This window comes from Desulfobulbus sp. (genome assembly GCF_030824455.1).
Taxonomy (GTDB): domain Bacteria; phylum Desulfobacterota; class Desulfobulbia; order Desulfobulbales; family Desulfobulbaceae; genus Desulfobulbus.
The window spans coordinates 97,539-124,371 of record NZ_JAVBXR010000124.1 but is presented as its reverse complement, the minus strand read 5'-3'; the positions used below and the strand labels follow the sequence as shown (position 1 = coordinate 124,371).

Here is a 26,833-nt window from a genome sequence, read left to right as displayed (position 1 = left end):
TGGTTTCTGACAATGTCTCTTGACAAAATGAATATCAGAGTGTTGGTTGTTGCCCGTTGGCCGCTTGGGGGTATCAGAACATATATGCGTTATATGTTCAGCCATTTGCCATCCTCTTGCAGGTTGTCCGTATTGGCAGCCTCTACTCAGGAAGACCATGCTCTCTTCAGAGATTGTACTGCATGTAATGCTGAGTTGAAGCTTGTACGGTCCTCAGATACTCGCGATTTTGCCGTTGCAATATTCAAGGAATTGCAAATAAGCAACTATGATATTATTCTCAGCCAGGGCTTCATATCATCAGTAGCTGTATATCTGGCAAATGTGTGTTTCAGAATTCCCCATGTATTGACTATTCATGGTATTGTCGAGTCTCAGTACGTTACGGGAAAATTTGGTTCACTAAAACGAAGGGCGCTAGGCTGGATACTATCGCGGATAACGGTCTTATATGCGGTCAGCAATGATATTCTCGAACATTTGTACTGTCAATATCCTCGATTGAAAACTGATGGGCCACATGCAGTGGTTATTCCTAATGGCATTGAGCTGAAAGTGTTGGACACTGTGCCTGCACAACCACTAACTTTGCGTAAGGCGTTGAGTATTGATCAGGCCACCTTCATTTTTGGATTTTTAGGGCGATTTATGCCGCAAAAGGGTTTCGATCTTTTGATCGAAGCTGTCTTGAGCCTGCAACAGCAAAATGATGGAAAACCTTTCGCTGTCGCGGCAATAGGTTCTGGCGATTATTTGCGGGAATATCAAGCTGTTATTAGAAAAAAAGGGCTGAATAGATTTTTTCATTTTCTGCCCTTTCAACCGATGGTGCATCATCTTTATCCTCAAATAGACGTGGTTGTAATGCCCTCACGTTGGGAGGCGAGCGGTTTGTTGGCGATGGAAGCTCTCTGTATGGGGGCTCCACTGATAGCCTCTGATTGCATTGGACTTAGGGAAACAGTTGCCGAGACCCCGGCAAAGGTTTTTCAATCTGAGAATGTTGTTGCTCTGACTGACTTGATGCTGGATTCAATCTGTAACAACCCATCTGAAATTTTTCGGGATTTTATACCGGAGGCACGCGCTCGGTATGATGTCAATCTTTCATCAGTGAAACTCCTACACCTTATAACGCAGATATTGGGGCGGTGATGAGTAAAAAATTACTGTTGAATTCGTTGACGGGCACCACGCTCTATGTCGCAAACGTCGTCGTTGCCTTCATCATGAGCCCTGTGTACATCCATGCACTGGGAAATCGCGATTATGGCTTGTGGGAACTGGTGTTAAGCGTCGTTGGTTATATGGGGTTGCTTGATCTGGGGATTGGCGGTTCCCTGGTGCGGTTTGTTTCGATTGCTGACGGCAGGCAGGATAAGAAGGATTTGCAGCAAACTATGAGCACCGCGTGTGCTTTTTTTGTTCCCGTGGGTGTTGTCGCATTCTTGTTATTCTCAATGTTAAGCTATTCTCCCGGACTGATAGCCGGCCAGGAAATACGGGATATTGCCAACCTCGAAACGGTTTTTCTGTTACTGGGTATCAATGCTGCCATGCTTTTTCCTTTGCAGGTCTTTACCGCAACGCTTTCCGGTATGCAGCGCCATTATTTTCTCAATAGTGTCCGAATAGTGTTGCTGATCACTCGGGCTGGAGTCTCCTATTATCTGCTGTTGCGGTATCCTGGGAAGGGCTTGCTCGTGATGGCCTTGTTGCAACCGTGTTATACTGCGGTTCAGGTTTTATTATTTGTTGGAGCTGTAATTTTAGACCGGGACATCCCTAACGTGGCCCTATCTGCGGTAAGCCGAAAGAAAGCGAGGGAGATGATGCTTTTCAGTCTGAAAAGTGCCGCGATGATGGTTGCCTCCCGATTGCAGAATCAGAGCGTGCCATTAATCATCGGGCATGTGATTGGCTTGGGGCATATTGTCTATTTTGTCATGCCCAACCGCTTGATTGATTATGCTAAAGGATTTTCCAGGGCGATAGGCTTTCCCCTGGTCCCTTATTTCGGTGCGACTATCGGTAAAGGGAACGTTGAAGTGTTAAAAAACTCCTGGTTAAATACTACTCTGGCTTTGCAAATTGTTTCGCTAGGCATGCCCATTGTTATTTTTTTCTGTGGCGAAACATTTTTGGAGCTGTGGATTGGGCCTGAATATTCGGCTGCCGGGCGGCTGGTGTTGTACCTTTTGCTGGTTGGTTTAGTGGCCGACTCGTTTGCAACCAATGCTTTCAGTATACTGACCGCCCAGGGTAAACATGGCAAGCCTGCGTTGATGTGGCTTGTTTTTTCGGTGCTCAGTGTCCCTCTGGGCGTGGGTGGTGGGTATCTGTGGGGAGTGGTTGGGGTCGCCGCAGGTACGTCAATCACAACAGTTCTGGGGAATATATTCACTGTGGTCATGGCCTGTGCTGTGATGCGCATACCCTTGTGGACCTATTTTCGCATGACATTGATACGCATTTTTCCTGCTCTGTTACTGTTGGGTCTTTCCTTGTGGATTTTTAAAATGTTGTTCATTGAAAAAAGTTATATGAATATTTTGATTCAGATCGGTGTGTCTGGAGCCATTTACCTGTTGGCCATCTGGAAATTTTCTTTGGATGAAAATGTACGCAATAGTGTATTGCAGCGGTTCCAACAGATTTTTTTCAAAGGAAAAATTTGATTATGGTTAGAAAAATGTCAAGTTGCATGGGGCCATGCGTAGATATGAATGACAAATACCGAAACTATTCTTGGGAAATTCGTAAGCGCCTCAATAAGATATATCGAAGAGTCGAGAGTGTTCTGGTTGAATGTAATTTGAAGGAGTGGGGCCAAGCTGAAACGGCTGAAGAATTGCTTGATGGTAAATTTTTTGCTCTTCGCGAAGGGAATGAAACCGATGATCTGGAAGACATTGTCGCAACATTTCCTGATGAATTGTCGGCTCCAACCCCGGCGATGCCCCGCCCTGTATTGCGCAACGAGATATACGGACGCTTTAAGGCTGGTATAGCCTGTTTTGTTGCGCGCGATTCGATAACCAATCAACTGCTGGGCGTCATTTGGCTCCGAGATTGGTATTATCCGAATGTTCTGCCCTTGGAAAAACGAGCCAGCAAAGCCTGTGCGCCGAGCCGCCTGTATACGGTTCCAGAAGCGCGCGGAAAGGGCATTGCGACGGCTCTGCTGTGTTATACTCTTAATATTGCAAAGCAGAGAGGGTATGCATTTGCGTATGCTTTAATACGACCCAAGCGTATTTTTTCTCTCCGCGCTTTTCTTAAAGCAGGCTTTGCAATCTTGGGGACAGTCCTTCATGGCAGCCGACTGGGATGCCCGTTTCAGGTGTTTCGTTATGGTGTTCGCTTGGCATCCGGCTCGTTCCCTGTTGTTCCGGTGGTGATTGTTTCCAAGGTTCGTCATGACGGTTCTACCCTACTGAGTATGATACGCGCCTTGGGGCGCAATGGGGTTCCGGTGTATTTGTTGGTGAAGGGTCCCTTAACATACACAGGAAAAACGCGATATGCGCACAGGATAGAACAGTTTACTGGAGACATTACTGACCAAGAACTCATCCAGCGGCTGACAGCAATGTTGGCTGCCATGGGTTCGTGCAAGCAGAAGCCGGTGATGATGCATATCACCGAAAATGACATTTTTAATTTGCATTCGATACGGCCTTTTCTTGAAAAGCATTTCACCATATTGCCCATGGGTGATGTCGGCCATTATTTAGAGAAGGCAAACCAGTTGCCTCCAGCAGTTGAAGCAGGGTTCTGTGTACCGCAATCGATGGTCTTGCAGAGTGCTGACGAGTTGGACGCGGTATGTGAACGAATGCAATTTCCTATTATTGTCAAACCACTTGCTCGGCATACGGTTGGCAACTTCCTCGAGAAGGTGCTCATTTATGATTCTCCGGCAGGTTTTGTTGAGCAAGCGAAACAATTTTTTGATGATGAACGCACCAAACTTCTTGCGCAAGAATACATACCTGGATCCGATCAGGATGTACTTTTATTTATGGCGAGTTGTGACGTTCTGGGCAGAGCGCGTGCGTATGTGAGTGGTCATAAATTACGGCAAAAGCCTCCTGGGTTTGGGTTAATGTCTTCAGGGGTAATCCACCAAGATGACAAAATGGAGGAAAAGTCGATAAAGCTATGCGAACTGTTTAAGATTGGAGGATTTATCGGAATTGAGGCAAAACGACGCCAGGGCACTCAAGATCTTTATTACATTGAAACAAATTTTCGCCCTGAAGCGATTAGCCCCTTGGCGGAAATCGCCGGAACCAACCTCGTGTTGGATACCTACTTAGCGGCCATTGGAGAACCTTGTTTCGCCTGTCCACCCCGGCCATCTGCGTCCTACATGAATTTGCAATTAGAAATCGAGGCGGTTCGAGTATCGGTGGGTGAGGGGAAGGTGACGTGGGCCGAATTGCTCAAACCGTTGCCCGGACCGACTGCATACTGCCTTTTTGCACCGGACGACCCACTACCTTTTTTTCGCTGGTTGGTTGATGCCGTCCGTTTGAAAATCATGCGAGCTTTGAATTTTCTCAGGTGAGGAGCCTTAATGATCAAGTGACTGCGGTCTGCGCATCATCCGGCCTTGGCATTTCCTTGATCCTGTACAACACTTGAGTGGATCGTGTTTTGGGTAAAGATAGGGGGAAAACGTAATGAGCATGACAGGAACCTTTATACGAGGCATTATTGCCCCACTGTGGGCAATGAGGGAGCAAACGCCATATTTGAACTATGTTAAAATTATTGAAGACATGCACCGCAGGCCGATTGCGGCAGTGCATGAGGATCAATTGCGGCGATTGAAATCACTTGTGCGCCATGCTTATGAGGAGACGCTTTATTACCGCGCTCGCTTTGCGGAATGTGGCATTACGCCGGATAGTATATGCACCCTTGCCGACCTGCAACGGTTGCCATTGTTGACGAAGGATGACCTCCGAGCCAACAAAGATGGTATGACGGCCAAAAATATACCAAAAGACAGCTTGATGCCAAAGAAGACCTCCGGTTCCACCGGGGTTTCAGTGGAACTGTATACGGATGAAGCCAGCAATCAGTGGAAGCGTGCGGTGACAATTGTTTATGACCGCTGGTCCGGTTGGGACATTGGCGAGCGAGTGGGCGCTATTTGGGGAAATCCGGAGTGCTACCAGAACTGGCGGATGTATCTGCGCAATATGTTGCTGAATCGTCACCTCTATCTCGACACCTTGAAGATGGACGAACCGACGATGCGGCAATACCATAAGGCGCTACTCAGAAAGCAGCCTGTCATTCTGTTTGGCCATGCCCATTCGCTTTTTCTGTTTGCCCGATTTATGGAGCAAAACGGGTTGTCCGGCATTCGGCCCAAAGGCATTATAAGCACCTGCATGGTGCTGCATGATTTTGAGCGTGAAACTATTGAACGGATTTTTGGTTGCCGGGTAACTAACCGTTACGGTTGTGAAGAAGTCAGCCTGATTGCGTGTGAATGTGCGCAAGGGAATATGCATTTGAATTGCGATTCTTTGCTTGTTGAGTTTCTTCGTGACGGTAAGCCTGTGGCGCCCGGTGAGCCTGGGGCCATTGTTGTGACTGATCTTACCAATTACGGCATGCCTGTCATTCGGTACAAGGTCGGCGATGTCGGCGTTCCTTCGGTCAAGGGCGCCTGCCCCTGTGGCTGTACCTATCCGATTATGGATTCTCTTGAAGGCCGGATAGCCGATTATGTGGTTACGCCGGACGGCAAGTATATATCAGGGATTTCTCTAACAGAAAATTTTGCGATGCATCTTCCCGGTGTGAAACAGATGCAGATTGTTCAGGAAAAAATCGATTTGCTGGTGTTCAAGATAGTAAAAGGGGAGGCGTTCTCAAGCCATACCGTCAGTGATATTGATCAGCTGGCAAGAGAACGCTTTGGCGACCAGATGGCTTGGCAGGTTGAATATGTGGCCTCGATTCAATCTGAACTTTCTGGGAAATATCGGTTTTGCATCTCAAAAATAGAGAATCCGTTTTGTTAGTGCGGAAGTACGGGCCTGTTGTTTCTCCTGTGAAGGGAAGGAGTTCGCGTCCCAGACTCTTTGCGAACACTCAATGCTGTTTATTTTCCTCTTGCTCAAGGGGTTAGCATTCTTCTGGCAAGCGAAGATTCATTCCCTTGGCTGTCGACGCTGGTTATCAGATAGTGGCCCTCACTCGTTGGATGAGCTAACCAATCAACATAGGTGTTGGTTCCTTTAGGAACCGATGCGATCCGTTGGCTTTGAATGGCTTTGGGAATGGGATCCGTTGAATAATAGATATTGTAATAACGAATCATAGCGTTCGCAGGTTCTTCCCAATCAAGACGATATTGGCCGGGCGTGCTAAGCTTGCTGACTGTTGGTTTGGGCCATTGAGGTGCAACGAGGTAGAATGGTTTTGCTCCCTTGGGGTCGCTCGGATACTCTGATGTTTGCGTGCCTGTCGTGCTCAGGACATTTGATAACGTGCGAGATTCCAGCCCCGAATGTTCTTGTGCCGTCACCGCATAATAGCACGTTCCGGAAGGCTTGGAGTCGTCGGTAAACTCCCAATAATCATTGCCTTTCCACTGGCCCGTGCTGAAATCATACCGGCTGAAGATATCTGCATTGACGGTGCCCAAGGGCTTCCAGTCATCGACCTTGTCGCAGGACCGCCACACTCGGAACAGTTTGGTTTCCCTTGGCGGCGGCGGATTGTCAGTTGCTTCATTGGGCCACCCCCGCTTAGTGTAACCCCGCGGGGTTGCCGTTCCTAATCGCCAGTCAAAACGCACCGTATAGGCGCCGCTATTGTCGGTGACGCTGGTAATTTCAGGTGGGTGTGGGTAGTGCGCGACTGCATAGGCGAGGTCGCCTGTGTTTGCGATGTTTGTTAAAAAAGTGATTGCGTAAGATATTTTAGTTCCGTCCGGGCTTTGAGCAATTCTGTTGTTGCTGGTCCAGGTATAGCTGGTTGAGCCGTTTTGGTTTTGGTAATGATAAGAAACCATTCTGAAATCATTCTTGTTAGCCGCAGTCTTGTTGTACTCTGCAGTTCCTACCCACTGATCCTCTTCTGGCTTTCCTGCACCAGTGTTTGAGAGCGCGAAATAATCGGACCATGCGTTGTGGTCATTGTATGAAGCCCCTTTATTTACGAGGACTTGAGGCAGTAAAGTGCCGGCAGGTTGCGCTTCTAGTTTCCGAGCTTTATAATCCCACGTAACAGGACCTCCAAATTCATATAAATTTCCGTTTATCAATTGATACCCATTGCCATCCCCAAACGTTACGGTCCTCCCCCATCTGTCGAATCCTGGGTGTCCCCACCAATGTTTCATATTTGTTGGTTCGAGCTTCCAAGGGACGCGGGGAGGCATATAGTTCCACAATGGTTCGGTTTCAAAATCACCAAAATTTGCATACTTCAACTCGGCGTCATCGAACGCCGGCCCACCGTCTGGGTCGGTGCCCTTTATATTTAGTTTGTAAAGTATTGGTTGAGCGGAATTGCAGTCGTTTGAATACAGAATTACAATAAAATCAGGTGACGGGAAGTATATATCATGGCGACAACCAAACGGATCCCCTCCCGCAAACTGGTTGAGTTGTCCACGGTACTCGGCCCATCCATCGGTGTCCAGCATTCCTGCGGATGCTTCCGGATGAACTCTGACGGGGAAATACTTTCCATCTTTTTTAGGAAGAAGATACTGGCCATCAGGGCTGATTATCTTTTTCATTCCATAATAGTCAGAGTCGACTCCTGGTAAATCAACTAATTTGCTATAAATCGTACCCTTGTCAGTTACTGTATTTTTGTAAATGGCGCTAGAGTCCAGGGACTGACCGTTGAATCTACCTCCAGTTGTATAATATGTGTTTGGAATAACCGGACTCCAGTAGAAATATTGTGTACCTGATGATGAATATGTCCTTTCAGAAGAATCATAAGCAGCCCGAAGGTGTGAACCATCAGTGTTAACGGTAAATGTTGAAGCTATGGCAGCGTCTAAAGAAGACCCTGCAGTTCGTGTAAACTCGCTGACTGGCCTGTTGCTAAAAAAACCAACCCTTGCCCCATCTGCGGACCAAGGGTTTGCAGGGGATATGTCGGTATAGTACACGTTGGATTTGTTAGGTGTATTTGAGAGCACCCACACCTCATTTCCGGTCCTGGTGTCAGCATACATCAGAGACTCAGGTTGCCGATTCCACCCATTCCCTGCCGATTCCCCGCTGTAATAGGTATTCGTTGCCCGCCGTTCCTTTCGCGCGGCCATTTCGTCAAGATTTTCTATGGCTGCATTGCTGGTAGTTGCAAGCAGGATAAATGCAAATGTATGAAAAATTATCCTGTTCATAGGCGTTATTCTAATTTCCAGTTAAATTGTCGACAGTAACCGATGTGGCGTCACCGTATGGATTGATCTTTAAACCTATCTGCTTGCCTGTACCGTATGTGCTGTCTGTCTTCTCTAAAACAAGGGTGCCGTTCACATAAATCTTGATCAGGTTTCCTGATATCTCAGCTTTTAGGCGATAAATTCCTGCTGCATATTTACCATCATAAAATGAGATGAATTTTTCTGAACCGCTACTGTAAGCATTCAGCATGATTCTTCCGCTAGCAAACCAAACACTGTATCCGGTAGCCTGCTCTTTATTAAATCTGAACAGCAACCCGCTTGTTCCGCTTGATCCGCTATAAAAAACATCTGCTTCGACCGTGTGGTTGTCTGACGCCAGTTCGGTAGTGTGGATGGCGTAGGTTGTTGTCCAGTTGCCACTTGAATGCATAGCGCCGTCGGCCACTTTGAGTCCGCCTTTAAGAACAGTGTAATTTCCGGCAGTGTCGGTCGAGAAATCGTCTTGAACGCCTTTAGGAGCGAGCCCCACTGTTCGTTGGCTTAAGGCCACGCCGTTATTGTTGTCCACAACAGTCAGCGTTACTTGAACGTTGGCGGGAGAAGTGGGGGTGTATGAGGAGGTTGCCCCTTCTGCTACGGAGCCGCTGCCGAAGTCCCATTTGTAGGCCGTAATGCTGCCATCCGGATCAGATGAACCGCTGGCGTCGAAAAGGAGGGTCTCGCCGTCCTGCTTGTAGGTGAATGTGGCAACGGGGGGGCTGTTGGTAACTTTGGCGTCGGTGATTGTAACTCCCGTGAGGCTGCCGGAAAAGTCGACGGCATTTGCCGGGATGACAAAGGCAAGTGAGAGGAGGCCGGTTAGGGCTACGGCGCGGAGTGCCTGGGCAGTGGGCTTGGTTGTTTTCATTGGTGCTCTCCTGGGGTGCTTATAGGGCCTTTTGTAATTGTACAGAGGGCGAGGTAATTTTTTCGATCTATCTGGTGGCAATGAGCTAAGATTGCAACGGCCTTCGCGCTTCGAAATGACCGTGTGATTGTACAAGGAGGTGGCTTCGTGACACTCGCTATATCTTCTCTGGTCAGGAACATCCTCTCGCGTTGGCGCATATTGGCGTGATGAGCGCTGAGGTTCATGGCGTGTAGATGACCGTGTTTGAGGGAGAACTGAGGCCGCCCGTTTTTTCAATCGACTGGATGGTAAACGCCTTTGCAGTGGCAGGTTTGGTTATTTCACAACTTAGTTGTCTGGCTGTCGCGGCGTTAGTTGTGCAAATTTGTTCGCCATTGGCTAGAACCTGGAATCCAGTGATATTGGCTTCCTGGGCGGCGTCGAAGTCCCACGCAAAGGTCGCCAGCACCTTTTCCTCCGCTTGGTTGAGTGCAAGGTAACCGACTGTTTCTACAGGATGGGTTATCTCGGTATCCTTAGATTTTTCCTCTTCCACCTTTACCTGAAATTCCGTTGCGGTGAGTAGTTGCACCCGCAGTGCCGAGGTGTCGGTATTGGCCGTGGTCTGCATGTCTGCCAGCAGCAGTGGTGGTTGTGTGAACGATGTTTGGTATGTGCGGCTATACCAGGCATTGGTTACGGCTTTAGCTGTGGTTCCAACCTCGAACTGCACCGAACCGATGCTTCCCGTGCCGGGTTCCCAGGCAATGAAATTGACTGTTTCGTTGGCGTGAGTGTTGGTGTTCTTCTCTTGCTCCCGGAAGTAGTAGGCAAAACTGGAGAGGCCGATGTTTTTGATTCGGCCGCTGATGGTGTCCGCTTCGTTTGCCGACGCGATGGTCGTGAGCATTACCGGTGTTTTGGCGAAGGCTGTGCTAAACGATATCGTTTTAAAACTGGTGGTTCCTGCAAAGCTTCCAGCTTCAACAGACGAGCCGTCATCCAGGGTAAAGCGGCCCTTTTCCACAACCAGATAGCTAAGGGTTTCTTCCGGATGGGTTCCGTCCAGATAATTCCACTCGGCAAATTTTATGTCAAACCCTGTTTTATCCACGTTGCGCAGGCGGACCACGCCTGGGTCGGCATTGTTGAATCCAACCGGGCCGGCAATGACAATGGGATTTTGAAATGTTCCGGTCAGAGGAACCCGAACCCACTTGTCGGTTACGGAAATTTCTCCGGTTTCCATGTTGAGCTGGGAGGTTTCCTGCTCTTTAGGCTGGGCGGTGATTGTCGTGACAGCGGACCCGGTGGCGCCTTTGTCGTCTGCTACCTGAAGGGTCGCGGTGAAAGTTGCTGCGGTGCTGTAAGTGTGAGTGACGGTTTTCCCACTTGCCGAACTGCCGTCGCCAAAATTCCAGGTATAGGAAGCGATGGTTCCATCGCTGTCAGTGGACGGTGATCCGTCAAAGGTGACCGTCAAGGGGATTGTTCCAGTTATTGGCGCGGCACTGGTGACTGCGGTCGGCGCTTTGTTGGTGATTATCGCCGCCGTGACCACGACCGGGGTGCTGGTTGAACTGGTTAAGCCTTTGCTGTCGGTGATGGTCAACGTGGTGTCGTAGGTTCCGGCCGATGTAAAGGAGTGGGACGTACCGGTGCCGGTGGCCGAAGAACCGTCGCCAAAGCTCCATGCATAGCTCGTTATAGCGGCGCCGCTTGCGGCTGTGGACCCGGAACCGTCAAAATTCACGGTCAAGGGGGCAGGGCCGGCAGCGCCTGATGAAGAGATGACCGCCGTCGGTGGCGTCGCTGGGGTGGCGGGTTCGGTAATTGTCACCGTTGCGGAAGCTATGCTTGTCTGTCCGGCGGCATCGGTAATGGTCAGCTTTGTCGTGTAGGCGCCTGCATTGGTGTATGCGTGGCTGGCGGTGTTGCCTGTTGCGGTTGCTCCGTCGCCGAAGTCCCATTGGAAGGATGAGATGGAGCCGGTTGAAGAAGTCCCGTTGAAATCAACCGTCACGGGAGCTGTTCCGGTAAGGGGAGCAGCGGTGATTACCGCTTTCAAGGTGGTGGTGTCGGTTGGTTCGGTTGTGGAAGAATCGCTGGTGTAGGTGAGCAGGTTGGAGAGAATGCTTTCTGAGCCGTCCGACTGCACGGCGGTTAATCCGTAGGAAACAGGCGTGCTGTTGATGTCTACCGTGCAGGCCAGCTGCCGTGCGGTCGGGTCAGTGGTTTGGCAGATGAGCGCGTTGTTTTGATAAACACGGAAACCGGTGATGTCTGTTGTTCCGCTGTATTCCCAGTTGAAGGTGACGAGTTTGGTGGTGAATAGTTCCGGATAGGCGGTGGGGTCAAACACCAGCAGGTTGGAAACGGCGCTTTCGCTGCCGTCGGCGGCAACCTGGGTCATGCCGAAAGTCATGACGCCGCGGATGAGGTCCGCCTTGCAGGCTAGCGAAGTGGCGGAGGGGGTGCTGGTTTCGCAAAGAGGAACGTCGTTCAGGTAGATTTTGTAGCCTTTGAGGGTGGTTTGATCGGCGGTTGAACCCCAGGAAAAGGTGAACAGTTTGCTGCCGGATTCGGTTGTTGCTGTGTCGGTATCGGGGTCCGGAGCTGGAGTCTTGGGCGTGGTGTCCGGGACAGTTGCGTCGGTCGTGGTAAAGGCAAAGGGCGCTGAATGCGGGCTCTCGGTGCTGTCGCTGAATCTGGCGGTCAAGGTGAAATTGGTGGTGGCAGCGGTTAAGGTAACCTCGCAATCCATGGCTGTAGCGTTGGGGTCCTCGACCTGACAGGCGAACACGCCTTCTTGATAGAGCTTGAAACCAGTTACCGCCGGCTCGCTTGGCGGGGTGTATCCCCATTCAACATGGACAGACTGGGTTGCCGCCGAGGCAAAAAATGGCAGCCAACAGCAAAAAGCGACAAGTAAACGGATTAGGGTGAGTTGCATCGTTTTCCCCGCATGAAGAGGTGTGTGGGCCGAAAAGTCGTTGAAAGAAAGGAAGCACAGATCGTGCCATTGTGATGCTTAACGACTTTTCAGTTATTACAGCATGTTGCGCGGTAATGGGGAAATGTGTTGGGTCGCCTGATTACCATGTTGAAATTTGCGGAGCTTATGTCGTCGTGTGTGCAGCATCCGGTCAGTGGCCCTTGGAGAGCGCCCATTGCGTCCATTCATACTGGTTGGACGAAAGATCATCCTTTTTGTTGTCGATGAATTTTGCCAACGAGGCCGTGGAATCAAAAGAGATGGAATAGTAACCGTTGGCGTGCGCGCCACGACCGAGCAAGGTGGCTTTTCCAGACTGATCAATGCCAACCATCAGATCGTGATTTTTATAAATAACTGCTTCGGCGGTTCGAGTGACAGAGCCGTATTTGGCTTGGATGTAAAAACGGTAGGTAAAACCGGCGACAACGAGAATCAAAACGAGCGCCAGGGTGGAGGCCACCTTAGCGTATCGGGTATAGCTCTGCGGGTTAAAAACATCGCTCAACGACAAACGAAGATGACGCTTGATCGCCTGGTGAATTTCCGTCTGCCGGGCCAGGCAGGGTTGCACGGCCTTGCCGGTAAAATTTTCGATATCGGTTATTGCCTCGCTGTCAGAAGGGTCAGCCATCGCCACCTTGAGAATAGTGTCGCTCTCCAATCCCAGCGGCAATACTTCGTATTTGCTGCAGAGATATCTCGGAAGCACGCCTTTTGTCGACGGGTCATGTTCCTGGTCGGGGTCGATGATTGGTAGTTGAAATTGGCTGGACAGCGTTTCTAGTAATTGATCGCTGGTTATAGCGCCCATTTTTACCAGAATTCTCCCCAGTCGGCGATTGCCGCCAACTTGCATTTTTAACGCCCGATTGAGGTCTTCTGCGGTGATCAGGCTGGCATCGATCAGGAGTTCGCCCAAACGTTTTTTTTCAGACATGGTGGTTCTCCTATTGAAAGCAAGGGGTTGAGCTGGAATTGCTAACTTGTTGAGTGCGTGATGTTTTGCATTCCCATGTTTGATTATATGGGGTGGAACGGGGAAAAATCAAGAGGGAAAAAACAGGGGGGAGGCAAGCGATGGATGGCAGCGCTTTTATGCCCTGTTTAGGGATTTCTCAGCTAAGGAATTGAGTTGGCGTTTCTTTTCGCAAGAGGTGCGACAGAGTGTCAACAGTCCAGCTAGAAAGAGGAAGATTGTGGATGGTTCTGGGGCATGGCGTACGGCTATGGCGTAGGCCTTGGTGTTGGTTGAGGCAAGGAATTGTGTTCCGAATCGAAAATCGAATATCCAACCCATTGGATTGTTTTGGTCGTCGCAGGTCTTGGATAAGCTGCCAAACCAGTAATATCCGGCTTGCAGGTTGGTAAAAGGAGACGAGGTTGTTTTGATGCCCTTGTCTGGAGTGAGCTTCAGCAGCGAATAATAAACATGACCGAGATCGCTCTCAGTGACATTGTATTTTGTCGATACGTTTTTGTTGTCGTATCCCCATGTCCCGTCGGGAGTATCCGGAAGGCTCCAGTCGTCATATCCGCCAAAGGAAAGATTTTCCGCCCAGGCATTCGCTTCACTCCAGGTCATTTTGCTGGTGTCAGGGGTTTTGCCGACCAACCAGTAGAGGTGAAAGTCTGGATCGTAGAGCATTGTGTATTCGGCTGATGTGCTGTCGCCAAAGGCTGGGGTGAGGAAGATAACAGTGGCGGCCCAAACAGCGATCAGCATTGATGGAAAAGTGCGCACTTGAGTCCTCCAACGCGGGATGAAGAAAAAGAGTCAGTCCAATGCGGAATGCTAAACGACTTGAGTGGGTTTGTAAATAAAAAGGGCGGAATTCAAGGAGTTGATTTTATATATAAATGCAACGTACAAGCTGATATCCGCCTCCACTGCTGCGGGACAACAGAAATAAAACCTATGATGTTCCCTTCGCTTTCCTGTGGGGTGATGTGGTGGTTTGGAAATCAAGGCGAGTCGGCGTAACCTCTATATGGGTGCGGGATGGTATGGGAGCGGGATGGGGCATTTTTAAGCGGAAACGGGGAGTGATAGAATGGACCTGCTTTTGCGCCCATTCCCGCCCATTTCCAACGTGCGCCAGCCGTGATTGACGACGGCTGGCGCAGGAGCGTTACTCGCCGACCGTAACCTCTGGCTTGATTTTTTCAATGATTTTGTCGCCAATCCCCTTTACCTTGGTGAGGTCGTCAACGGTTGTGAAATTTCCGTTGGCGGTACGGTAGGCGACAATGGCCTCGGCTTTTGCCTTGCCGATTCCGTTGAGTGTGGCCAACTCGTCCGCATTCGCCGTGTTGATGTTCACCTTGGCAAAGGCAGCCGTTGCAAAAAAGAGAACGAGGATGAGGGTCAGATACAGTTTTTTCACAATGCCTCCTTTGATAGAGTTGGATGGAAATCGGGAGAGATCCCGTATTGCTCAATGGTAGGGAACGGCGGCAGGCGATGTCAAATCGAAATATTGCACAACTCTTGACGTATTGTTGTGCAAAACTCAAATTGACTGCAGCGCAATGCTTTTGAGGAAATCTGCATTGAAAATAATTTTTAAGGGAATTTTGCCATTGCCTCGAGATGCGAGAAGATGACGTCAAATAGGGCGAAGATCCTCCCTCATTTGTGGGTGGTTCTGCTCATCGGTTTCCCTTTCTTTTTTCTAGGAGGGCCGGGCTACTACTCCTCGCGTTCTTTTCAAACCGCGTGGGACCTGGGGCATATCCTTTTTTTTATGATCATGTCTCTGTGGCTTCATGCTCTCCCTCAAGCCTGGGTCGCGGCGTGGTCGCGGCTTCGAGCCTGCTGCGCTCTTTTTATTCTTGTGTTTTTTATTGGCTTGTTGGTGGAATTCTTGCAAATGTTCACTGGCGGGCGTTCTCCCGACTTGTCCGATTTGCTCCGCAATCAGTTGGGCTGTCTATTGGCGCTTGCCTTCTTCATCCGCCCGCCCCTTCTCAGCGGTCTGCGGCGGCACTTGCTCCAGTTGGGCGTGATCGTCTTGATGAGTGCGGCCATCTGGCCGTTCGCTCGGGCGGTTATAGATGAACGCCAAGCCGTCAACCAGTTTCCGAGACTTTCTGATTTTGAAACGCCGTTTGAGCGCTATCGGTGGGTGAATATCCAGCAGATGCGCGAGGAAAATGCCATCGTTCGCCACGGCGGCAAGGCGATGCGGGTGCAATTGTCCACAGCTAAATATTCCGGGGTGGTCCTTTTGCATTTTCCCGGTGACTGGCGGGGGTATCAAACCCTGCACTGGAGCGTTTATAATTCGCAACCCGCTGGTTTCGTGCTCAATTGCCGCATCCATGACGTCCATCACAAGGAGCATGGATCGGAGTTTTCCGACCGTTTCAACCAGCAGTTTGTTGTCCAGCAGGGATGGAACGACTTGGCGGTCTCCCTGGAGCGGGTGAAAAACGCCCCCAAAGGGCGCGTCATGGATATGCAGCATATCGAAGGATTCGGTCTGTTCGTGGTTCAGCAGGCCAGTCCGATGGAGATCTACCTCGACCATGTCTACCTCGAGAAGTGAACTGTTGTGAGTCGCCTCTATCGTCCCCACTCGTTTTTTTCGCTGTTGTTGACCGGATTTGTGTTTGTGGCGCTGCCCTTGATCGTGGCGCTGGTCAGTTCGATTCAGATTCTGGACAGTCTGGCCCAGCAGAGCGCAGTCGCCGTGTTTCGCTCGGTGAACAGAATTGAGGCCAGCAAAAAGGTTGCGGATGTGCTGCATGGGCAAGAGCGCGCCGCACGGTTGTTCAGCGTGTTGGGAGAAACGGAGCAGTTGGAGGATGTCGACAAGCTACATGTCGAATTGACCGAATTGCTGCACCCGTTTGTGGGGCTTTACACCGAAGGCGAGCTGGCTCGCCTGATTGAACAGCTGCAGACCAAGGAACAGGCGTTGGTGGCGCAGTTGCATGCTGGAGCAAGCGATCCCGAGATCTCAAAAAGCGAGCAGGAGGCAACCTTGTCCGGGTACGGCGAGATTGGCGATTTGGCCGCGCAACTGGAACGGTTGAGCAACGCGTTGATGATTCAGGAGGTCGACCTCCTCAAGGAACGGGTGCAGAGCAACAAGAAAACCCTGGTCTGGCAGGTGTCCGGTTTAATTGGATTCAGCGTGTTGCTGGTGGTGTTGTTTATCTCGTTGATCGTGAAGCCTGTGAGCCAAATGGATCGGGGCATTGAACGGTTGGGGGAGGGCGATTTTGCAACACCCATTGTGGTGTCCGGGCCCCGCGACCTTGAAGCCATCGGCGAAAAGCTCGACTGGCTTCGGAAGCGGCTCGACGTCCTGGACCGGGAAAAAGTGAAGATGCTGGCCCACATTTCCCACGAGTTAAAAACGCCGCTGTCCTCTATAAAAGAGGGGGCGGGCTTGCTCAAAGACGGCCTGGTGGGCCCGCTGAGCTCCAATCAGGCCGAAGTGGTGGCCATTCTCGACAGCAATTGCGGCAAGCTCCAGCGCCTCATTCAAAACATCCTCGACTTCAACATGGCCCAGGCCAGGGACATGCCCCTTGATCTCCGGGCGGTTCGGGTTGACGCGCTTGTTGCCGAGGTAACCGAGGATCATCGCAACGCCTTGCTTGCGCGCAACATCCGTTTGAACCTGCAGATGGAACCGGCAACCGTGAGCGGCAATCCGCAACAGCTGAAAGCCGTGATCGACAACCTGCTGGGCAACGCGGTGAAATTCACCCCGGACGACGGCGAGATCAATGTTACGTTGAAGAACAAGGGCGGTCAGGTGACGCTTCTGGTTGAGGATACGGGCCCCGGCATCAGCGAAGAGGATCGGCCGCAGGTTTTCCTCCCTTTTTTTCAAGGCAGGCACAAGAACCGCTCCTTTGTCAAAGGGTCCGGTCTTGGGCTTGCCATCAGCAAAGAATATATGCAAAATTGTGGCGGGTCCCTTCGGTTGCTGCCCGGCGGTGATGGTCAGGGCGCCCGCTTTGCGGCAATCCTGCCTGCCGCGTCATTGAAAACAAAGGATGCAATAGGATGAAACGTTTTGTACTGCTGGTGATGATGACGGTCTCGGTCGTGTTGGCGCAGGGTTGCGCCGGGCGGTATGGCAAACAGCCCCTGCCGGATCAGCAAACGGCAACCGTGGTTTTTCGTCCCACGGACGCCGAGGCGGTGTTGTCCTGTGTGGGCGCTCAGCGGAAAATGACGCGCAAAGAGTTCAAGGCCGCCTATGCCGAGGCGGCGGAACGCTTTGCCAAAAGCAAAGGCGACGCCGACGCCCGCAACCAGATCTGTCTCAGCCTGCACCCCTATGCCGGCTACAAGCAGTTTAAAGAGGGGATGGACCAGCTCTCCCGCTATATTCAGAATCATCCAGACGCGGCCCCTGGCTTGCAAGGCATTTATCTGTTGATGCAGCGAATTGACAGAGAAAAGACTATCCGTTGGACCCAGAACAACAAGACCAGCGATGAAAAAGAGGGCCTGGAGTCTGAAAACAAAGATCTGGCCGAACGCAATGAGCTGTTGGAACAAGCAGCCACGCAAGACCGAAACCGCGTCAATGAACTGCAAAACCAGATTGAACAGCTGAAGAATATTGAGAACATCATTAAAAACAGGGAGCGCTGACATGGGGCCTCATCATTCTAAGATACTGCTCGTCGATGATGAAACCGATCTGCTTCGTTTATGGAAATTGCGCCTGGAGAGCCGCGAATACGACGTTGCCGTGGCCGCCAGCGGCGAGGAGGCGCTGGCCACCTTTGCCGCCTTCAAGCCGGACGTTGTTCTGACCGACCTGCGGATGCCGGGGATCGACGGATTGTCGTTGTTTGAAGCGATCCGCAAGCAAAACAAATCGGTCCCGGTGATTATCATCACGGCCCACGGTTCCATTCCCGAGGCGGTGGAGGCCACGCGGCAGGGGGTTTTTTCCTTTTTGACCAAGCCCATCGAAGGCGCGGCGCTGGTCGCGGAGGTGGAAAGGGCCATTGAACTGAGCGGCGGCGGCTCCGGCGAGACCCTGGGTGAGCGAGACGCCTGGCGGCAGGATATTGTGTGCCAGAGCGCGGTGATGGAGGAATTGCTCTCCCGCGCCAAACTGGTGGCCGAGACCGATTCCACCGTGCTGATTCGCGGCGAAAGCGGCACCGGCAAAGAACTGCTGGCCATTGCCATTCACAAGGCCAGTCAGCATAGGAAAGGTCCTTTTATTCCGGTTAATTGCACGGCAATCCCGGAAACTTTGCTGGAGTCCGAGCTGTTTGGCCACGTCAAGGGTTCCTTTACCGGAGCGGTCAAGAGCTATGCCGGCCTGTTTCAGTCGGCGCACAATGGCACGCTTTTTCTTGATGAAATCGGCGACATGCCGCTCCATGTTCAGGTCAAGCTGCTGCGGGTGCTTCAGGATCGGCAGATTCGACCGGTGGGCAGTTCCCACCCCGTGCCAGTGAATGTGCGCATCATTTCCGCGACGCATCGGAATTTGGAAGAGGCGATCCGGGAGAACACCTTCCGGGAGGATCTCTTTTACCGGTTAAACGTGGTCAATCTTGCTTTGCCGCCGCTCCACGAGCGTAGAGAGGACATCCCTCTACTGGCAGAGCATTTTGTGGGTTTGCTCGCCGAAAAAGGCGACGGCCTGGAAAAGCGGTTCACGCCGGAGGCCATGCACATCCTGGTGGAGGCGCCGTGGCCGGGCAATATTCGGCAGTTGTACAATGTGGTCGAAAATGCGGTGGCCCTGGCAACCTCGTCATTGATCTCCGAGGATCTGCTCTATGACGCCATAAAGCAACACCAGAAGAAAATCCTGCCGCTCTTCGAGGCCCGGCGACAGTTTGAGCAACAATATCTCATCCAATTGCTGCAAACCACCCAGGGCAACGTCTCCCAAGCCGCCCGCTTGGCCCAGCGCAATCGCACCGATTTTTACAAACTGCTCAACCGGCATCATATTGTGCCGGCGTTGTATAAAGACTGAATGCGGCGGGGCGTTGTCGCCATTACGCAACAGCGGTAAGGCGGCGGGCCGGGGAACCACGGCAAAACAGGGAATAGTGCTGTTGCTGTAAGGCGACAGTGGCGGCTGGCGAGTTGTGGTCAGCCGTGTTGGCAGGCTGGACAGTGAAAGGTTGCCCGGCCGGCCAGGGTGGTTTTGACGATGGGCTGGCCGCACCGCAGGCAGGGCGAATCCTTGCGCCCATACACCGCGAGTTGCAGTTGGAAGTAGCCCGGATGGCCGCTGGCCCCGAGGAAGTCGGAGATGGTTGAACCGCCGGCGTCGATGGCTTGTTGCAGGATGCGTCGGGTCTCTTTGACAACGAGCCGCCACGCCGCCGGGGGCAGCTGATTGGCTGGCGTCAGGGGATGGATTCTGGCGGCGAACAGAATTTCGTTGGCGTAGATATTGCCGATACCGGCAATCAGCCGGCTGGTCATGAGCAAGGCCTTCACCGGAATCCGCCGATGTTGGGCCAGGGCGTGCAGGGTTTTCGCAGTGAAGTCGTCGCCAAAGGGTTCCAGGCCCTCTTTGAGGGAAAAGTTTTCCTCGCACTGGGCGGCCTTTTCCGCCAGCCAGACGAGGACCACGCCAAATCGGCGGCTGTCGTTGAATCGCAAATCCAGCCCGTTGTCCAATTCCAGCAGCAGGTGATCGTGTTTGTGCGGCGCGGTTTGCCGCTCTATCACGCCAAGCTTGCCGGTCATGCCCAGATGGATCACCAAGACCGCGCCGCTTGCCATCCGCACCAGCAGATATTTGGCCCGTCGGTCGACGGTGCGGATTTGTTGGCCGGCAATTTCCTCCCGCAGCAACTGGTGGGGGATTGCGCTGCGCAGGCGATGCGCACTCCAGGAAACTGCGGTTACGGTCCTGCCCGGCAGTTGCTCCAGCAGTCCACGTCGGGTCACTTCCACTTCCGGCAATTCAGGCATGGCGCTCCTCTGCGACACAGGCAATGCAATACTCTTCGAACTCCGCGACGCAGACCTCGATTTCGGCCGAGGCGTCGCCCTGCACCTGCACTAGGGCCGTCCACGCGCCGTCCGTCGGCACAGGGGAGAGCGCGACCAGTTTGATCGAGCCAAAAAACGTCGGTTGGTCGGAGAGACAACATTTTTTGACCGCCTCCTTGGCCGTCCAGAGCAGGCACAGGCGGGTCAAGGGGTCGGGGAGCGCGGCCAGCAGGGCCAACTCTTCTGCGCTGGCAAACCGTTCCTGCACCGTGCTCAGGCGGGCGTTTTTTTGCTGAATGTCCAGGCCGCAGCGCCCAGTGGCGGTGGTCAGGGCGGCGGCGTAGTCGCGGCTGTGGGAAATGGAGACATGAGGGGTTGCGTTGATGCCAGGCAGCGGTTCCAGGGAGGGCCGGCCATGTTCGTCGGGCAGGAGCGAGTAGTCGCGGTACAGCGGGGCCGGTTCGCGACCGAGCAGTCTGCCCAGGCTGTGCTTGGCCGCCAGCCTGCCGCCCAACCACTCCAGTCGGCGTTTTGGGTAGGTGAAATTGGTCCAAAGGGCTGCTTCGGCGGGTGAAAGCAGGCTGGTCAAGAATTCGACGCCTTCCTGCTTGGAGAGGAGGTTCTGCAGTTGCCGCAAGTCAAGCAATGAAAGGCAACCGTTTGCAGGCGCCACAGGCGCGAATCGAAGGGCCAATGCCTCCATCGAAGCCAACAGCGCCAACCCTGATTTCGGTGCAGAATCAGGACAAATCCTTGTCATAACCAAGAGATCCGGTATAATCGAAAAGTTTGCGCCTGCCGGGGCGTCGCAACCACAACCTGCATCTCCACCTTTGTATCCATAAAAAATTATCGCCATGCCCACGTTCGCTGAGTTGACCTATTTTGATCTGGTGGTTGCTTGTATTTTTCTGTTTTTTTTGGTTCGGGGGCTGTGGATCGGTTGCGTGCGCCAGTTGGCCGCTTTTTTTGCTCTGGTGGGCGGCTACTATCTGGCCGGCCAGTATGCGGATGCGATTCTGCCCTTGACCGAGCGCTTTGTCGATAATCCGAAATTGACCTTTCTGGTCAGCTTTGGCCTTATTTTTATCGTTGCCGCCATCGTTTTCACCCTGATTGGCAAGGTGCTGCACCGCTTCCTCCAGATCACTCTGCTCGGTTGGCTGGATCGGCTCTCCGGGCTGGGCGTCGGCGCGGTCAAGGCGGCGGTGGTCGCCTCGTTGCTGTACATGTTCCTGGCGTCCAGTCTGTCGGCAACCAACGAATTGCTGCGCGCCTCCTGTTCAACGCCGTATCTGCGGCAGGGGTCGGAACTGTTGCGCTCGTTCATTGACGACCCCCGCCTGCGCAAGTATTTTGCCCAGAAGGAGCCGGCGATTCTCTCCGAGCTGTTGCCGGGCCAGGGCGGCGAGAAGCAGCCGGAGGCCCGCAAGCCGGCGCGGCAATAACAAGGATTTTGCCGCTCTCGCGAGGGAGCGGACCATGGCTTAGAACTTGCGGTGTATACCGCATTTCCCTGTTTCTTTCAAATATACGGTTTGGGTGAGTGTATGACAACGTCGCTGCGCTGTTTCACGGCTTATGATGTTCGCGGCAGGATTCCGGAGGATTTTGACGCTCAGATCGCCCTGCGGATCGCCCTGGCCTTTGCCCGGCACTGCCGGGTGAGCAAGATGGTGATCGGTCGCGACATGCGTTTGACCAGCCCCGAGCTTGCCAAGGCCATCATCGCCGGTTTGCTCGATCAGGGAATTGACGTCGTCGACATCGGCCTCTGCGGCACGGAGGAGGTCTATCATGCCGTGTTCAGCGGCGAGGCTGCCGGAATCGAGGGCGGGATCATGATCACCGCCAGCCACAATCCAGCCGAATACAACGGCATGAAAATCGTGGAACGCGGCGCTCGTCCAGTGTCCTGCGACAGCGGCCTTGAGGACATCGCCCGCATGGCCGGAGACGAAGGTTGGCTGCGCGAACTGCGCGCGCAAACGCCCGCCCGGCCCGGGGTATGTACCCAGGTTGCCGACAAGCAGGCCTATATTAAGCATCTCTTGGCCACGGTCGATTGCACGGTGATGCGGCCGTTGAAGCTGGTGGTCAACGCCGGCAACGGCTGCGCCGGGCCTGTTGTTGATCTGTTGGCGCCGCACCTGCCGTTTGAATTCATCCGCATGCAGCATGAGCCTGACGGCAGTTTTCCCAACGGCGTGCCCAATCCCCTGCTGCCGGAGAAACGGGAGGCCACCGCCCAGGCCGTGCGCGAACACGGCGCCGATCTCGGCATCGCCTGGGACGGCGATTTTGACCGCTGTTTTCTCTACGACGAGAACGGCCGATTCATCGAGGGCTACTACATCGTCGGTCTCCTGGCGACCGCCCTGTTGCAGCAGCAGCCGGGCGCAACCATCCTCCACGACCCACGTCTGATCTGGAACACCCGGGAAATGGTGTTGGCCGCCGGCGGCACGCCCGCCATGACGCGGACCGGGCACGCCTTTATCAAGGCGAACATGCGCGCTCTGGACGCAGTCTACGGCGGCGAAATGTCGGCCCATCACTATTTCCGCGACTTTGGCTACTGCGACTCCGGGATGCTGCCCTGGCTGCTCGTTTGCCGTCTGATGAGTCTTTCCGGACAGCCGCTGTCGCGACTCTGCGACGAGCGGATGGCCGCCTATCCGGTGAGCGGCGAAATCAACTCCAAGGTGGCTGATCCCGACGCGGTCATCGCCCGCATAGAGCGCAGGTACGCCGACGGCGCGCGGGACTTCACCGACGGCGTCTCCATCGAATACCCCGACTACCGTTTTAACCTGCGCAAATCCAACACCGAGCCGGTGTTGCGGCTCAATGTCGAAACCCGCGGCAACGAACATTTGTTGCGGGACAAGACTGAAGAACTGCTCCAGCTGATTCGGGCCTGAACATTTTTGCAGACATCGCGAACAACGACCAACAACCCTGAGGTGATTTGATGGCTCTTCAACCCATTATTCTGGCCGGCGGCACCGGCTCCCGGCTCTGGCCGCTTTCACGGGAACTCTATCCCAAGCAAGTGATCAGTTTGACCGGCGATTTTTCCCTGTTGCAGACCACGGTGCAGCGCCTTTCCGCGCTGGACGGCGTGTTGGCCCCGATCATCGTGGTCGGCGAAGAGCACCGGTTCTTGACCAAAACCCAGATTCAGGCCTTGGGGCTTGCCGCTGATTTCCATATTCTGTTGGAACCGATGGGCAAAAACACCGCCCCGGCCATCTGCGGCGCCGCAGCCTATGTAATCGGCCAGGGGCGCGGCGACGACGTGCTTTTGGTGCTGCCGGCCGATCATCTCATCGCCAAGGCCGAGGCCTTTGCACAGGCGGTGGCCGAGGCTGCGGCTCTTGCCCGGCAGGGGCGGATCGTCACCTTCGGCATTGTGCCCGATCATCCTGAGACCGGTTACGGCTACATTGCGCGGGGGCAGGGCGTTCAGGTGGAGAGCTTTGTCGAAAAGCCGGATCTGGCGACGGCCAAACAGTATCTGGCCAGCGGCAACTACCTGTGGAACAGCGGCATGTTCGCCTTCACCGCCGACGCCCTGGCGGCCGAGATGCACAAGCATGCCCCGGTGATTGTCGAGTGCATGACCGAGGCGGTGGCGACGGGAAAACCGGATGGCGTCTTTTTCCGTTTTGGCGCCGAGGCCATGGCTGCCTGTCCGTCGGATTCCATCGATTACGCCCTGATGGAAAAAACCGATCAGGCTGCGGTGGTGGAGGCCAACATCGGCTGGAGCGACATCGGTTCGTGGGGGGCGCTGTGGGAGGTTGCCGCCAAGGACGACCAGGGCAACGCGGTTTACGGTGACGTTTTGCTTGAGGATGTACACAACTCCCTGGTTCGTTCCGAGCACACCCTGGTGGCCACGGTCGGGCTTCGCGACACCCTGGTGGTGGAAACTGCCGACGCGGTGCTGGTGGCGCCGATGGATCGCTCCCAGGATGTGAAAAAAATTGTCGACCGGCTGAAACGGGAAAAGCGGCCGGAATACCATGTGCACCGCACCGTGTATCGACCCTGGGGCAGTTACACCACCCTGGAGATGCAGGATCGTTTCCAGATCAAGCGCATCACCGTTAATCCGGGGGCGCGGCTCTCCCTGCAGATGCACCACCATCGCCATGAACATTGGGTGGTGGTGTCGGGAACCGCCAAGGTACAGAACGGCAAACTGTCGATCCTGCTCAAGGAAGACGAGGCAACCTACATCCCGAGTTGCACGGTGCATCGGTTGGAAAATCCAGGGGTGATTCCCCTGGAGTTGATTGAGGTGCAGATTGGCAGCTATCTAGGCGAAGACGATATCGTCCGTTTTGACGACGAATACGGCCGGGTGCAAGGGTAGACGCCCGCCGTTTCGCGCTGGTCGCCCCGCTGCCTGGAGGTTGAGGCGATCAGCGCGTCTCGCCCGGCAGCGGGTGTTGGGCGGTGTCCCCGGCGTACAATTTGTGAAACGCCGCCACATAGTCGTCGAGAACGCGCTTGTCGTTGTCGGAGACGTGAAAAAACTCCACCCCATTCTGATAACGACCAGACGCGTTGGTCGTATATACAATGCGTCCCATCACATCGATCAGTTGGTCCTTCAGGCCCAGCGTGATCATCACCTGTTGCCCCTGCGGCAGCGGCATGTGTGTTTCCATTAAAATGCCGCCCTTGCTGACGTTCAGGGTTCTTGCCATGGAGTACTCTCCCTGGCGTCCCTGTTCGTCGACCACGAGATAATCGAGTAAATTCAAAGCTTCGGGCCGGATGTATTGTCTGCGTTCCGTGGTCATGTTCATGCCTGTGCAGAGTGCTTGCACAAGACAATATTGCCGCTCGTTCCCGGTGCGGCTTGTCGTGTCGTGCAAGTGAATTGAAGGTGCAGAAACAAAATTCGTGAATCAAGTCTACAGGTTGCATTTTGCTTTGTCAAATCAACCTGCAGGAAAAGGTGATGGCGGACAATTTTGTTTATTTTGTCGCTAACTATGACAAATATGTAGAGCTGTTTCCGGCCGGTTTGCGTGTGGTGGAATGATTTTATGTATGTGTTTTCAATGGTTGTGATGTTTTTTTGGGGATGGCGCCTTTTTTGTAAATACGCAGCAACCAGCACATTATTGCGGCTCTCGCTGGCGAGAGGTTGGGCTGTGTTGATTATGGGAACCTGGCTGCTTTTGCGACCCCCTCCGTTATTTGCTGCCGGAGCCTTTTGTCATGCCTGACGCAGTTCTTTGACAATGAAAAAGTTCCTTGGAACAGCTTGAATATTTTTTCCTCCTTTGTTACAATCGCGTAAAATTTTTACACAAGAATGTAATATACAGGGAGGGGGAGATGATCAACGGCGCGGATACTGCGTTTGTTCTGGCGGCAGCTGGCTTGGTGTTGCTGATGACGCCTGGGTTGGCTCTGTTTTACGCGGGCATGGTGCGGAGCAAGAATGTGCTGGGCACCATGATGCAAAGCCTCATTCTGATTTCGCTGATTTCGCTGGAATGGGTGTATTTGGGTTATTCGATGTCTTTTGGCCCCGACGTGGGCGGCTTCATCGGCGACCTGTCCTGGGTGGGCCTCAAGGGCGTGGGCAACGCGCCGAGCGCCACCTACGCGACCACCATTCCGCACACGGTTTTCATGATCTATCAGTGCATGTTTGCCGTCATTACCCCGGCCCTGATCGCCGGCGCCTTTGCCGAGCGGGTGCGTTTTCCCGCTTTTGTCGTCTTCAGTCTCCTGTGGGCGGTGTTGGTCTATAATCCGGTGTGTCACTGGATCTGGGGCAGCGGCGGTTGGCTGGCCAAACTGGGCGTGCTCGATTTTGCCGGCGGGTTGGTGGTGCACGCCACCTGCGGCGCTGCAGCCTTGGCCTCGGTGATGGTGATCGGTCCGCGCAAAGGCTACGGGCAGACCAATTTCATGCCCCATAATCTGCCGATGACCGTGCTCGGCACCGGCTTGCTGTGGTTTGGCTGGTTCGGCTTCAACGGCGGCAGCGCCCTGGCGGCCAATGAAACGGCGGCCGCGGCCTTTGTCGCCACCCATCTGGCGGGCATGTCCGGGATGGCGATGTGGACGGTCATGGAGTGGATCAAACTGGGCAAACCCACCACTCTGGGCGCGGCTTCCGGCGCCGTTGCCGGTCTGGCCACCATTACCCCGGCGGCAGGTTTTGTTGGACCGAACGCGGCGATTGTTATAGGGTTGATCGCGGGAATTGTCTGCTATCTGGCAGTCAATATGAAAAGCAAGTTCAAGTTCGACGACTCGCTTGACGTGGTCGGCATCCACGGCGTGGGCGGCGTCACCGGCACCCTGTTGTTGGGCGTTTTTGCCGACAAAACCGTCAATCCGGCGGGTGTGGACGGTCTGCTGGCCGGAAACGGGGCGCAGTTGCTCGCTCAGTGCATCGGCGTGGGCGTGGTGTGCGGATATGCCTTTGTGGTCAGTTGGTTGATCCTCAAGGGCGTGCATGCGACCATGGGGCTGCGGATCACCGAGGAAGCCGAGCATCAGGGGCTGGATTACACCGAACATTCGGAGACCGCCTACAACTGAGGCGGGTCTGGCGGC

The 26,833-nt window shown here is 53.6% G+C and carries 21 protein-coding genes; 12 read left to right on the top strand and 9 right to left on the bottom strand.

Annotated features, from left to right (window positions below; genetic code table 11):
* Positions 1-12 precede the first annotated feature (12 nt).
* The 4 genes from RCH93_RS17440 to RCH93_RS17425 all read left to right on the top strand — a co-directional run bounded on the left by RCH93_RS17440 (position 13) and on the right by RCH93_RS17425 (position 6,047).
* Positions 13-1,155 carry a glycosyltransferase family 4 protein gene (locus RCH93_RS17440; protein ID WP_306549712.1) on the top strand — a complete coding sequence of 381 codons (1,143 nt, stop codon included), beginning with the start codon at positions 13-15 and terminating at the stop codon, positions 1,153-1,155.
* Positions 1,155-2,678, top strand: a complete 1,524-nt coding sequence (locus RCH93_RS17435) for a lipopolysaccharide biosynthesis protein (protein WP_306549711.1) — start codon at positions 1,155-1,157, stop codon at positions 2,676-2,678. Before RCH93_RS17440 ends, RCH93_RS17435 begins: the two co-directional genes overlap by 1 nt.
* A 44-nt stretch (positions 2,679-2,722) precedes the next feature.
* Positions 2,723-4,573: a GNAT family N-acetyltransferase gene (locus RCH93_RS17430; RefSeq protein WP_306549710.1), complete on the top strand. Its 1,851-nt coding sequence runs from the start codon at positions 2,723-2,725 to the stop codon at positions 4,571-4,573.
* A gap of 115 nt (positions 4,574-4,688) precedes the next feature.
* Positions 4,689-6,047 (top strand): phenylacetate--CoA ligase family protein, encoded by a 1,359-nt coding sequence (locus tag RCH93_RS17425; protein ID WP_306549709.1) that lies wholly within the window; start codon positions 4,689-4,691, stop codon positions 6,045-6,047.
* A gap of 95 nt (positions 6,048-6,142) precedes the next feature.
* Here the strand turns inward: RCH93_RS17425 and RCH93_RS17420 are convergent, their stop codons facing one another.
* From RCH93_RS17420 to RCH93_RS17395, 6 genes are all read right to left on the bottom strand, one after another.
* Positions 6,143-8,395: a hypothetical protein gene (locus RCH93_RS17420; RefSeq protein ID WP_306549708.1), complete on the bottom strand. Its 2,253-nt coding sequence runs from the start codon at positions 8,393-8,395 to the stop codon at positions 6,143-6,145.
* A gap of 10 nt (positions 8,396-8,405) precedes the next feature.
* Entirely contained in the window at positions 8,406-9,308 is a 903-nt protein-coding gene (locus RCH93_RS17415; protein WP_306549707.1) for a PKD domain-containing protein, read from the bottom strand.
* Between the two features lie 223 nt (positions 9,309-9,531).
* Positions 9,532-12,243 (bottom strand): PKD domain-containing protein, encoded by a 2,712-nt coding sequence (locus RCH93_RS17410; RefSeq protein ID WP_306549706.1) that lies wholly within the window; start codon positions 12,241-12,243, stop codon positions 9,532-9,534.
* 193 nt (positions 12,244-12,436) lie between these two features.
* A complete protein-coding gene (locus RCH93_RS17405; RefSeq protein WP_306549705.1) occupies positions 12,437-13,225 on the bottom strand; it encodes a hypothetical protein in 789 nt (262 codons plus the stop codon).
* Between the two features lie 156 nt (positions 13,226-13,381).
* Positions 13,382-14,029, bottom strand: coding sequence for a PEP-CTERM sorting domain-containing protein (locus tag RCH93_RS17400; protein WP_306549704.1), 648 nt, complete (start codon positions 14,027-14,029; stop codon positions 13,382-13,384).
* Between the two features lie 388 nt (positions 14,030-14,417).
* Positions 14,418-14,672, bottom strand: a complete 255-nt coding sequence (locus RCH93_RS17395) for a ComEA family DNA-binding protein (RefSeq protein WP_373693316.1) — start codon at positions 14,670-14,672, stop codon at positions 14,418-14,420.
* Positions 14,673-14,888: 216 nt separating this feature from the next.
* Here RCH93_RS17395 and RCH93_RS17390 point away from each other — a divergent pair, with 216 nt between their 5' ends.
* From RCH93_RS17390 to RCH93_RS17375, 4 genes are read left to right on the top strand one after another with little or no spacing between them, the layout of a single operon-like run.
* Positions 14,889-15,836 (top strand): VanZ family protein, encoded by a 948-nt coding sequence (locus tag RCH93_RS17390; RefSeq protein ID WP_306549703.1) that lies wholly within the window; start codon positions 14,889-14,891, stop codon positions 15,834-15,836.
* A gap of 6 nt (positions 15,837-15,842) precedes the next feature.
* Positions 15,843-17,315: a sensor histidine kinase gene (locus RCH93_RS17385; protein ID WP_306549702.1), complete on the top strand. Its 1,473-nt coding sequence runs from the start codon at positions 15,843-15,845 to the stop codon at positions 17,313-17,315.
* Positions 17,312-17,908: a hypothetical protein gene (locus RCH93_RS17380; protein WP_306549701.1), complete on the top strand. Its 597-nt coding sequence runs from the start codon at positions 17,312-17,314 to the stop codon at positions 17,906-17,908. The genes RCH93_RS17385 and RCH93_RS17380 overlap by 4 nt, the downstream gene beginning before the upstream one ends.
* A gap of 1 nt (position 17,909) precedes the next feature.
* Positions 17,910-19,262, top strand: coding sequence for a sigma 54-interacting transcriptional regulator (locus RCH93_RS17375; protein WP_306549700.1), 1,353 nt, complete (start codon positions 17,910-17,912; stop codon positions 19,260-19,262).
* A gap of 119 nt (positions 19,263-19,381) precedes the next feature.
* On the opposite strand, the gene mutM is transcribed toward RCH93_RS17375, so the two are convergent.
* Positions 19,382-20,215, bottom strand: a complete 834-nt coding sequence (gene mutM / locus RCH93_RS17370; RefSeq protein ID WP_306549698.1) for a bifunctional DNA-formamidopyrimidine glycosylase/DNA-(apurinic or apyrimidinic site) lyase — start codon at positions 20,213-20,215, stop codon at positions 19,382-19,384.
* On the bottom strand, positions 20,208-20,930 hold the full coding sequence (locus tag RCH93_RS17365) for a 4'-phosphopantetheinyl transferase superfamily protein (RefSeq protein WP_306549697.1): 723 nt from the start codon (positions 20,928-20,930) through the stop codon (positions 20,208-20,210). The genes mutM and RCH93_RS17365 overlap by 8 nt, the downstream gene beginning before the upstream one ends.
* Positions 20,931-21,093: 163 nt before the next feature.
* On the opposite strand from RCH93_RS17365, the gene RCH93_RS17360 reads away from it, so the two are divergent.
* From RCH93_RS17360 to RCH93_RS17350, 3 genes are all read left to right on the top strand, one after another.
* Positions 21,094-21,684, top strand: a complete 591-nt coding sequence (locus tag RCH93_RS17360) for a CvpA family protein (protein WP_306549696.1) — start codon at positions 21,094-21,096, stop codon at positions 21,682-21,684.
* A 102-nt stretch (positions 21,685-21,786) separates the two neighbouring features.
* A complete protein-coding gene (locus tag RCH93_RS17355; protein ID WP_306549695.1) occupies positions 21,787-23,160 on the top strand; it encodes a phosphomannomutase in 1,374 nt (457 codons plus the stop codon).
* 50 nt (positions 23,161-23,210) lie between these two features.
* Positions 23,211-24,620: a mannose-1-phosphate guanylyltransferase/mannose-6-phosphate isomerase gene (locus RCH93_RS17350; RefSeq protein ID WP_306549694.1), complete on the top strand. Its 1,410-nt coding sequence runs from the start codon at positions 23,211-23,213 to the stop codon at positions 24,618-24,620.
* 49 nt (positions 24,621-24,669) lie between these two features.
* Here the strand turns inward: RCH93_RS17350 and RCH93_RS17345 are convergent, their stop codons facing one another.
* Positions 24,670-25,053: a PilZ domain-containing protein gene (locus tag RCH93_RS17345; RefSeq protein ID WP_306549693.1), complete on the bottom strand. Its 384-nt coding sequence runs from the start codon at positions 25,051-25,053 to the stop codon at positions 24,670-24,672.
* Between the two features lie 544 nt (positions 25,054-25,597).
* Between RCH93_RS17345 and RCH93_RS17340 the strand changes: the two genes are divergently transcribed.
* Positions 25,598-26,818 carry an ammonium transporter gene (locus RCH93_RS17340; RefSeq protein WP_306549692.1) on the top strand — a complete coding sequence of 407 codons (1,221 nt, stop codon included), beginning with the start codon at positions 25,598-25,600 and terminating at the stop codon, positions 26,816-26,818.
* The last annotated feature ends 15 nt before the right edge of the window (positions 26,819-26,833 follow it).